This is a genomic window from Jatrophihabitans sp. (genome assembly GCF_035474675.1).
Lineage (GTDB): Bacteria > Actinomycetota > Actinomycetes > Mycobacteriales > Jatrophihabitantaceae > Jatrophihabitans_A.
In genome coordinates this window covers 1-8,872 of record NZ_DATINC010000024.1, presented here as the reverse complement: position 1 = coordinate 8,872, position 8,872 = coordinate 1, and the positions used below count along the sequence as shown (strand labels likewise).

The window sequence follows — 8,872 nt, the reverse complement described above, 5'->3', positions numbered from 1 at the left end:
CCGGCTGCTGGCGAACTCCGGCCCCAGGATGTCGCCGAGGCTGACCGCCCGGGCGCCGGCGGCCACCACCGCCACCGCCTGGGCCGCGGCCAGCGTCCGGGACAGCCGGCGGGCCAGCCAGCGCAGCGGCTGGGCGATCGGCCGGATGGTGCCGAGGTCCGGGCAGGTGCCCACCACCACCGGCAGATCCTGCTCGGCCAGCATGCCGAGTGCGGTGTTGAGGTGGCGGACCGACTCGGAGGCCCGGATCCGGTGGGTGACGTCGTTGGCCCCGATCATGATCACCACCAGGTCGGGACGCTCGGGCAGCACCAGCTCGACCTGGCTGGCCAGCGCCGAGCTCTGCGCGCCCACCACCGCGACGTTGCGCAGCCGGACCGGTCGCCGGGCCAGCGCCGACAGGCCCAGCGCCATCTGCGCGGCCGGAGTCTCGACGTCGGTGTGCACCCCGTAGCCGGCGGCCGACGAGTCGCCCAGCATCGCCAGCACCAGCGGGGCCGAGCCGGCCGGCACCCCAGGTGCCCGCCACACCCCGTCGGCCCGCGGCGGGTCGGCCTCGGCGGGCTGGATCCGGCGCCGGGCCAGCTTGGACTCGCCGTAGAGCACGCCGGCCACCGCCGCGCTGATCGCGCCCAGGCTGCCCGTTCCGAAGGCGGCAGCGGTCACCACCCGGCGCGCCCGCGAAGCCCGACTCATGCAACTGCCCCCTCTCGACCGGTTGGTTTTGACCGGTTGGTGTCACTGAATGGCTGCGCCGAGGTTAGCCTTTGCCTCATGCGCTACTACACCTCGCTTGTCGACCTGATCGGCAACACCCCGCTGGTCCAGCTCCGCAACATCACCCGTCACCTCGACCCGGCCACCGCGCCGCTGGTGCTGGCCAAGGTCGAGTACTTCAATCCCGGCGGGTCGGTCAAGGACCGGGTCGCCCTGCCGATGATCGAGGCGGCCGAGCAGGCAGGGCTTCTCAAGCCGGGCGGCACGATCGTCGAGCCGACGTCCGGCAACACCGGGGTGGGGCTGGCCATCGTCGGCCAGCAGCGCGGCTACAAGTGCGTCTTCGTGCTGCCGGACAAGGTCTCGCCGGAGAAGATCAACCTGCTCAAGGCCTACGGCGCCGAGGTGGTGGTCTGCCCCACCGCGGTGGCCCCCGAGGACCCGCGCTCCTACTACCAGGTCTCCGACCGGCTGGCCCGGGAGATCCCGGGCGCCTGGAAGCCGGACCAGTACTCCAACCCGAACAACACCCGGGCGCACTACGAGAGCACCGGGCCGGAGATCTGGGAGCAGACCGACGGCCGGATCACCCACTTCGTGACCGGGGTGGGCACCGGCGGCACCATCTCCGGCACCGGTCGCTACCTCAAGGAGAGGTCGGCCGCCCGTCCCGGCGGCCCGGTCCGGGTGATCGGCGCCGACCCGGAGGGCTCGGTGTACTCCGGCGGCACCGGACGGCCGTACCTGGTCGAGGGCGTCGGCGAGGACTTCTGGCCGGCCAACTACGACCGCAGCGTCGCCGACGAGATCATCGCGGTGTCGGACTCGACGTCGTTCGAGATCACCCGGCGGCTGGCCCGCGAGGAGGGCCTGCTGGTCGGCGGCTCGTGCGGCATGGCGATGGCCGCGGCGCTGCGGGTGGCCGAGCGGTCCGGCCCGGACGACGTGATCGTGGTGCTGCTGCCCGACGGCGGCCGGGGCTACCTGTCGAAGGTGTTCTCCGACAAGTGGATGAGCGACTACGGCTTCCTCGACCAGGGTGCCGAGACCACCGTCGGCGAGGTGCTCACCGCCAAGGGCGGCGACACCCCGGCGCTGGTGCACGTGCACCCCAACGAGACGGTCCGCGACGCCATCGACATCCTGCGCGAGTACGGGGTGTCCCAGATGCCGGTGGTGGGCGCCGAACCGCCGGTCACCGCCGGCGAGGTGGTCGGCTCGGTGTCGGAGAAGGCGCTGCTGGACGCGCTGTTCGCCGGCGAGGCGGCGCTGTCGGACTCCCTCGACAAGCACATGTCGGCCTCGCTGCCGATCATCGGCTCCGGCGAGCCGGTCCGCCGGGCCGTCGAGGCGCTGGGCGGGGCGGACGCCCTGCTGGTGCACGTCGACGGCAAGCCCGCCGGGGTGGTCACCCGGCAGGACCTGCTGGGCTACCTGATCAGCAAGTAACCCCTGATCAGCAAGTAACCCGGGGGCGGCGGCCGGCGCGGTAGCCCGGTCGGCTACGGGATGCTCAGAGCGTGGCGGCCAGCATCCGGGCCGCCCGCTCCACCCGGGCCACCGCGGTGGCGAAGTCGGGCTGGTGCTGGCTGAGCACCGCCATCAGCACCTGGTGCCCGCCGATCCGGACCAGTCCGGCGGTGGTGACCGCCCACCGTCCCCGGTCGGCGTCCACCCCGAGCCAGCCGTTCTTGTTCAGGGTGGTGCTGCCCGGATCGCCGGCCGCGCTGACCCCCCAGCGCTGGTCGGCCTCCACCTGGCCCAGCAGGTCCAGCGCGTACCGGCGGGACGCCGCGGTCAACGGCGAGCGGGGCGAGACCAGCGCCTGCAGCACCAGCAGCTGGTCGGCGGCCGAGGTGGTGGACAGCCCCCACAGGCCCGCGGTGTTGAGGACCGTGTCGTGCAACCCGAGCACCGCGTTGTAGCGGCCCAGGCCGGGTGCCCGGCCGATCAGCCGGAAGATCCGGTCGGCGGCCGCGTTGTCGCTGTGCTCGATCATCGCCTCGACGTCGTCCTGCTGGCCGTCGGTCAGCGGCTGGCCGCTGCGCTGGCGCTGGTAGAGCAGCGTCTGCAGGATGTCGAGCTTGACCAGGCTGGCCAGCACCATGCCGCCGTGCGCCCCGGCCTGGCTGGACCGGCCGGTGGTCAGGTCCAGCGCAGCCACCGAGTAGCTGGAGCCGGTGCCGAACAGCCCGGTCAGGCCCGCCGCCAGCCGGCCGGCCGGGTTGACGGACGGCGCCGTCCGGGTCGGCGACGGCGGCGCGACCGGGGACGGCCGGGCGCTGGTCGGGGTCGGTGCCGGCTGGGTGGGGACCGGCTGGGTGGGGACCGGCTGGCTGGAGCTCGGCGCGGCGGCCTGCGGCCCGCTGCCCGCCCCGGCACAGCAGTCCCGCAGCTCCCGGGCGCGCAGCGCGTCGGCGTCGGCGGTCAGCAGCACGGCCGCTAGGGCCAGTGCCGCGGTGATCCGCCTGGTGAGCATCTGGGGATCATTGCGTACTTCGGCCGCACCGCGGTGTTGGTTGGTGTTGTTTCCCGCCGAGACTGTGATCTGGGCGCAACGCAAACCCGGCAGCCGTGGTGGAGCGGGCCAGTAATCTGGGGGTCATGGGTATCTCGACGGACGGCACCGACGCGGCGGGCGGGCTCGGCTTCAACTCCCTGGCGATCCACGCCGGCCAGGAACCGGACCGGTTGACCGGATCGGTGACCGTGCCGATCTACCAGACCTCGACCTACAAGCAGGACGGGGTCGGCGGCCTGCGCGGCGGCTACGAGTACTCGCGGTCGGCCAACCCGACCCGGACCGCGCTGGAGGAGTGCCTGGCGGCCCTGGAGGGCGGTGCCCGGGGGCTGGCGTTCGCCTCCGGGCTGGCCGCCGAGGACACCCTGCTGCGCACCCTGTGCACCCCGGGGGACCACATCCTGCTGCCCGACGACGCCTACGGCGGCACCTACCGGCTGGTGGCCCGGGTGCTGGCCCGGTGGGGAATGGAGTTCACCCCGGTCGCCATGCATGACATCGCCGCGGTGGCGGCCGCCGTCCAGCCCAACACCCGGATGATCTGGGTGGAGACGCCGACCAACCCGTTGCTCAACATCGTCGACATCGCGGCGGTCGCCACCATCGCCCACGAGCAACAGGCGATGCTGGTGGTGGACAACACCTTCGCCTCGCCGTACCTGCAGCAGCCGCTGGCGCTCGGCGCGGACGTGGTGGTGCACTCCACCACCAAGTACCTGGGCGGGCACTCCGACGTGATCGGCGGCGCGCTGGTGGCCCGGGACGCCGAGATCGGCGAGCAGCTGGCCTTCCACCAGAACGCCATGGGTGCGGTCAGCGGCCCGTTCGACGCCTGGCTGGTGCTGCGCGGCATCAAGACCCTGGGCGTCCGGATGGACCGGCACTGCTCCAACGCCGAGCGGATCGTCCGGTTCCTGTCCGAGCACCCGGCGGTGTCGAGCGTGCTGTACCCGGGCCTGCCGCAGCACCCCAACCACGAGGTGGCCGCCCGGCAGATGACCGGCTTCGGCGGCATGGTGTCCTTCCGGATGCGCGGCGGCGAGGAGGCGGCGCTCAAGGTGTGCGGGCTGACCAGCCTGTTCACCCTCGGCGAGTCGCTCGGCGGCGTCGAGTCGTTGATCGAGCACCCGGGCCGGATGACGCACGCCAGCGTGGCCGGCTCGCTCCTGGAGGTGCCCGACGACCTGATCCGGTTGTCGGTCGGCATCGAGAACATCGAGGACCTGTTGGCCGATCTCAGCGCCGCGCTGGCCTGAGCGGGCGGGACTCGAACGGCCGGCCGGCGACGGGAAGGCGGAAAGGTGGCGGCGGTGCGGTTCCCGGCAGCCACCGGCTGGCTGGCGGCGGCGAGCGTGGCCGGCTTCGCGCTGGTCGCGCTGGCTGCCCGGGCCCGGCCGACCTCGCTCGGCACTGACTCGGTGGCGGGCGCGCGCGGTACGCCGTCCCCCACCGTCGTCACTGCGCCCCCGCCGGTGGACCTGGCCGGCCGCCCCCCGCCGCGCAGCCACTTCTTCCACATGCCGTGGTCCTTCCTCGGCCTGGTGCTGGCCGGTGTGCTGATGCTGGCGGTGATCGCGTTGCTGGTGGCGCTGGTGCCCCGACTGCCCAGCTGGCAGCGCCGCCCCCGACCGCGCCGGGCGCCGGGTCCTTCGGTCGACCCGGCCCCGGACGACCTGGCCAGGCAGGTCTCGGACACGCTGGCGGCGGCCCTGTCGGGCCTGGGCGGCAGCCACATCCGGGACGCGGTGATCCTGTGCTGGCACCGGCTGCAGCAGGCCGTCGACGCCGCCGGCCTGCGCCGGGTCCCCGCCGACACCTCCTCCGAGCTCGTCGAGCGGTTGCTGGCCACCCTGCCGCTGAGCGAGGAGCCGCTGCACCGGTTGGCGGCGCTGTACCGGGAGGCCCGGTTCTCCAGCCATCCGATCTCCGACTCCGCGGTTGCCCAGGCCCGGGCGGACCTGGCCCGGCTGCGTTCGGAGCTCACCCTGGCCGTCAGTGCCCGAGGGCCGGACCATGGCTAGGCCGCCGTCCGGGCTGGTACGGCGGCTGCTGGTGGCCGCCGGGCTGGGGCTGGCCGCGGGGGTGGTCGTGCTGCTGACCGCCGCCGCCGCGGGCACCGAGCTGCGACCGGAACTGTGCGCCGGGATCGGGATGGCGGCAACGGTGCTGGTGCAGCTGGTGCGCGAGACCGCCGCCGCCCCGCAGCCGCCGCCGGAACCTCTCGGCCCCGCGGTCGAACCCGGCAACGCCTACCTGAGCAGGCTGCGGCAGCTGGAGCGCCGGCTGGAGGCGGCCAGCACGGACGGTTCGAAGTACGACCGCAACGTCCGGCCGGTGCTGGCGCAGCTGGCCACCGAGCGGTTGCGCCGGCGGTACGGCATCCACCCCGGCAAACAGCCTCGCGAGGCCCGGCAGGTGCTAGGAGAGCAGCTGTGGTCGCTGACGATCGCCCCGCCGGCCGGGGACAGCCCGGCACCCAGCCGCGCCGAGCTGAGCGCGCTGGTGGCCCGGATCGAGGCGCTGTGACCAGCGTGCCGGCGGCTGCCGAGGCCTGTGACCGGGTACTGGCCGAGGTGGGCCGGGCGGTGGTCGGCAAGCGCGGCCGGCTGGCGCTGGTGCTGGCCGGCATCCTGGCCGGCGGGCACGTGCTGATCGAGGACAACCCGGGCCTGGCCAAGACCCTGACCGCCCGCTCGTTCGCGCAGGCGCTCGGCCTGGAGTTCCGCCGGATCCAGTTCACCCCCGACCTGCTGCCCTCCGACATCACCGGCTCGTTCGTCTACGACCAGCGCCAGGGTGAGTTCGCGTTCCGGGCCGGGCCGCTGTTCGCCGGCCTGCTGCTGGCCGACGAGATCAACCGGACGCCGCCCAAGACCCAGGCGGCGCTGCTGGAGGCCATGCAGGAGCGCCAGGTCACCGTCGAGGGCCGCACCTTCGCGCTGCCCGAGCCGTTCCACGTGATCGCCACCGCCAACCCGATCGAGTACGAGGGCACCTACCCGCTGCCGGAGGCCCAGCTGGACCGGTTCCTGCTGCGGGTGTCGTTCGGCTACCCCAGCCAGGACGAGGAATGGCAGGTGCTGCAGCGCCGGATGGCCCGCCAGGCCGAGGCGATCACCCTCGAGCCGGTGCTGGACCCGGCCGGGCTGCGCGCGGTGCAGCAGGTGGTGGAGGGCATCGAGGTCGAGGAGAGCGTCGGGCGCTACTGCGTCGCGCTGGTCGACGCGACCCGGTTCCACCAGCACCTGCTGGTCGGCGCCTCGCCGCGCGGTGCGCTCGCCCTGCTGCTGGTGGCGCGCGCCTACGCGCTGATCAACCACCGCGACTTCGTCACCCCCGAGGACGTCAAGGCGGTGGCGGTGGCGGCGCTGGCCCACCGGGTGACGCTGCGGCCGGAGATGTGGATGCGGCAGCTGATGCCCTCGGAGGTGATCTCGGCGGTGCTCGCCGAGGTGCCGGCGCCGGTCACCGGCACCGACCGGCCGCGGATGCAGCAGCCGGCCAGCCGGCCATGAGCACCGGGCCGGCCGACGGCACCGGACGGGCGGGTTGGTCCCCGACGGTGGCGCTGGCCGGGACGGTCGGCAGTGCCGCGGTGCTGCTCGGGTTCGCGGTGCTGCTGGGCCGCCAGGACCTGCTGGTGCTGGCGCTGCCGCTCGCGGTGGCGGTGGTGCTGCCGCTGCTGACCCGGCCGGGCCGGGCGCCGGTGGTGCGGGTGGGTACCGGCGCGGCCACCCTGTTCGAGGGCCAGGCCACCACCTTCTCCCAGCACCTGGAGGTGGCCGACGCCGTCGACGTGATCCGGCTGCGCACCTACTCCGAAGGGCCGGTCGAGCTGGACGAGAGCAGCCGGGACTTCGCCACCACGGCCGCCCCGAACTCCCGGGTGGTGCTCGAGCACCGGCTGGACGCGCCGCGCTGGGGACGCAGCCGGATCGGCCGAGTGAGCCTGACGGTCACCGCCGCGCACGGCCTGCTGCGCCGCACGCAGACCTTTCCCGAGGTGGCGTCGGTGGTCACCTACCCGCTGCGGGCGGAGTTCTCGGCCACCGACGTGGTGCCCTCCGCGCTCGGCATCGTCGGCGGGCACCGCTCCCGCCGGGCCGGCGAGGGGGTGGACCCGGCCGGGGTGCGGCCCTTCGCCCCCGGCGACCGGCTGCGCCGGATTCACTGGCCGGTGTCGCTGCGGACCGGACAGCTGCACGTCAGCACCACCTACTCCGACCGGGACACCGAGGTGGTGCTGGTGCTCGACTCCGCGGTCGAGGTGGGGATGAGCGCCGGGGCGAGCGCGGCGAGCAACCTCGACGTCGCGGTGCGGGCGGCCGCCTCGATCGCCGAGCACTACCTGCGCCACGGCGACCGAGTGGCGGTGCTGGACCTCGGCCGGGCCGGCCGTCCGGTGCGGGCCCGGACCGGCCAGGCCCACCTGTTCCGGGTGCTGGACGCGCTGCTGGACGTGCGGGTCGCCCAGGTCAGCGAGCTGGCGATCGGCCGGGCGCTGGCCCGGATTCCCAGCCGGGCCCTGGTGATCCTGCTGAGCCCGCTGCTCAGCACCGCGGCGGCGGCCCAGGCGGCGGGGCTGTCCCGGGCCGGCCGGACGGTGCTGGTGGTCGACACCCTGCCGGCCGAGGTGGTGTGGCCCGAACCCGGGCCGTGGCTGGACCTCGCCTGGCGGTTGCAGCTGATCGAACGGGACAACCTGGCGGGCGCGCTGGCCGACTCCGGCGTGCCGGTGGTGCCGTGGCTGGGCAGCGGCAGCCTGGACGAGGTGCTGGTGGGCCTCAGCCGGACCAGCCGGGCAGCTCGGGTGCACCGATGAGCCGGCTGGTGGCCGCCGATCGGCCGGTGCGGCAGCTGTACTGGTATTCCTGGCCCGGGCTGGCGGTGCGGGCGGTGACCGTGCTGGCCGGGCTCGCGGTGCTCACCATTCCGGCCGCGCACGACCCGGTCTGGACGGTGCTCACCGTGCTGGGCGTGCTGGTCGCGGTGGGCAGCCCCGGCCAGGGCGGGGCGGGCCTGGCGCTCGGGTCGGCGGTCGGCGGCTGGTTCGCCGCCTACGGCGCGCACGGCAGCCCGCCGGTGGCCGCCACCGCCGGGTACGCGCTGGCGCTGTACCTGATCCACACCAGCACCGCGCTGGCTGCCGCGGTGCCGCTGGGGGTGCCGGTGCGGGCCCCGGTGCTGCTCAGCTGGCTGCGGCGCTGCCTGGTGGAACTGGCGGTCGCGGCGGTGCTGGCGGCGGCCAGCTACGGCCTGGCCAGGCCGGACCCCTCCAGCGCGCTGCTGTTGCTCGGCCTGCTGGGCGTGCTGGTGCTGGTGGGCCTGCCGGTGCTGCTGCTGCACCGCTCCCGCGGCTGAGGGCCGTTACAGCCCGGCTACGGTTCCCGGCGGAAGATCTTGCTGCCCAGCCACACCAGCGGGTCGTACTTGCGGTCGGCGACCCGTTCCTTCATCGGGATCAGCGCGTTGTCGGTGATCTTGATGTGCTCCGGGCAGACCTCGGTGCAGCACTTGGTGATGTTGCAGAAGCCCAGGCCGTGCTGCTCCTGGGCATCGCGCTGCCGGTCCCGGGCGTCGAGCGGGTGCATGTCCAGCTCGGCGATCCGCATCAGGTAGCGCGGGCCGGCGAAG

9 protein-coding genes and 1 pseudogene are annotated in these 8,872 nt (G+C 74.2%); 7 read left to right on the top strand and 3 right to left on the bottom strand.

Annotated elements, in window-relative coordinates; genetic code table 11:
• Nucleotides 1-696, bottom strand: a 696-nt coding sequence (locus tag VLJ82_RS02295; protein ID WP_408661702.1) for an SGNH/GDSL hydrolase family protein, incomplete at its 3' end; no start/stop codon positions are given.
• A gap of 78 nt (nucleotides 697-774) precedes the next feature.
• Between VLJ82_RS02295 and VLJ82_RS02290 the strand changes: the two genes are divergently transcribed.
• A complete protein-coding gene (locus VLJ82_RS02290; protein WP_408661701.1) occupies nucleotides 775-2,166 on the top strand; it encodes a cystathionine beta-synthase in 1,392 nt (463 codons plus the stop codon).
• Between the two features lie 64 nt (nucleotides 2,167-2,230).
• Here the strand turns inward: VLJ82_RS02290 and VLJ82_RS02285 are convergent, their stop codons facing one another.
• Nucleotides 2,231-3,196: a serine hydrolase gene (locus tag VLJ82_RS02285; protein ID WP_408661700.1), complete on the bottom strand. Its 966-nt coding sequence runs from the start codon at nucleotides 3,194-3,196 to the stop codon at nucleotides 2,231-2,233.
• Between the two features lie 125 nt (nucleotides 3,197-3,321).
• Here VLJ82_RS02285 and VLJ82_RS02280 point away from each other — a divergent pair, with 125 nt between their 5' ends.
• From VLJ82_RS02280 to VLJ82_RS02255, 6 genes are read left to right on the top strand one after another with little or no spacing between them, the layout of a single operon-like run.
• The gene (locus VLJ82_RS02280) at nucleotides 3,322-4,494 is read left to right on the top strand and encodes a cystathionine gamma-synthase (RefSeq protein ID WP_408661699.1); all 1,173 of its coding nucleotides are present in this window, start codon (nucleotides 3,322-3,324) and stop codon (nucleotides 4,492-4,494) included.
• A 54-nt stretch (nucleotides 4,495-4,548) separates the two neighbouring features.
• Nucleotides 4,549-5,259: a DUF4129 domain-containing protein gene (locus tag VLJ82_RS02275; protein ID WP_408661698.1), complete on the top strand. Its 711-nt coding sequence runs from the start codon at nucleotides 4,549-4,551 to the stop codon at nucleotides 5,257-5,259.
• Nucleotides 5,252-5,764 (top strand): hypothetical protein, encoded by a 513-nt coding sequence (locus VLJ82_RS02270; protein WP_408661697.1) that lies wholly within the window; start codon nucleotides 5,252-5,254, stop codon nucleotides 5,762-5,764. Before VLJ82_RS02275 ends, VLJ82_RS02270 begins: the two co-directional genes overlap by 8 nt.
• Nucleotides 5,761-6,753: an AAA family ATPase gene (locus VLJ82_RS02265; RefSeq protein ID WP_408661696.1), complete on the top strand. Its 993-nt coding sequence runs from the start codon at nucleotides 5,761-5,763 to the stop codon at nucleotides 6,751-6,753. The genes VLJ82_RS02270 and VLJ82_RS02265 overlap by 4 nt, the downstream gene beginning before the upstream one ends.
• Nucleotides 6,750-8,060 (top strand): DUF58 domain-containing protein, encoded by a 1,311-nt coding sequence (locus tag VLJ82_RS02260; protein WP_408661695.1) that lies wholly within the window; start codon nucleotides 6,750-6,752, stop codon nucleotides 8,058-8,060. Before VLJ82_RS02265 ends, VLJ82_RS02260 begins: the two co-directional genes overlap by 4 nt.
• A complete protein-coding gene (locus tag VLJ82_RS02255) occupies nucleotides 8,057-8,599 on the top strand; it encodes a hypothetical protein (protein ID WP_408661694.1) in 543 nt (180 codons plus the stop codon). The genes VLJ82_RS02260 and VLJ82_RS02255 overlap by 4 nt, the downstream gene beginning before the upstream one ends.
• Nucleotides 8,600-8,616: 17 nt before the next feature.
• On the opposite strand, the pseudogene VLJ82_RS02250 reads toward VLJ82_RS02255, so the two are convergent.
• Nucleotides 8,617-8,872: pseudogene (locus VLJ82_RS02250) on the bottom strand (succinate dehydrogenase/fumarate reductase iron-sulfur subunit); the annotation flags it as partial.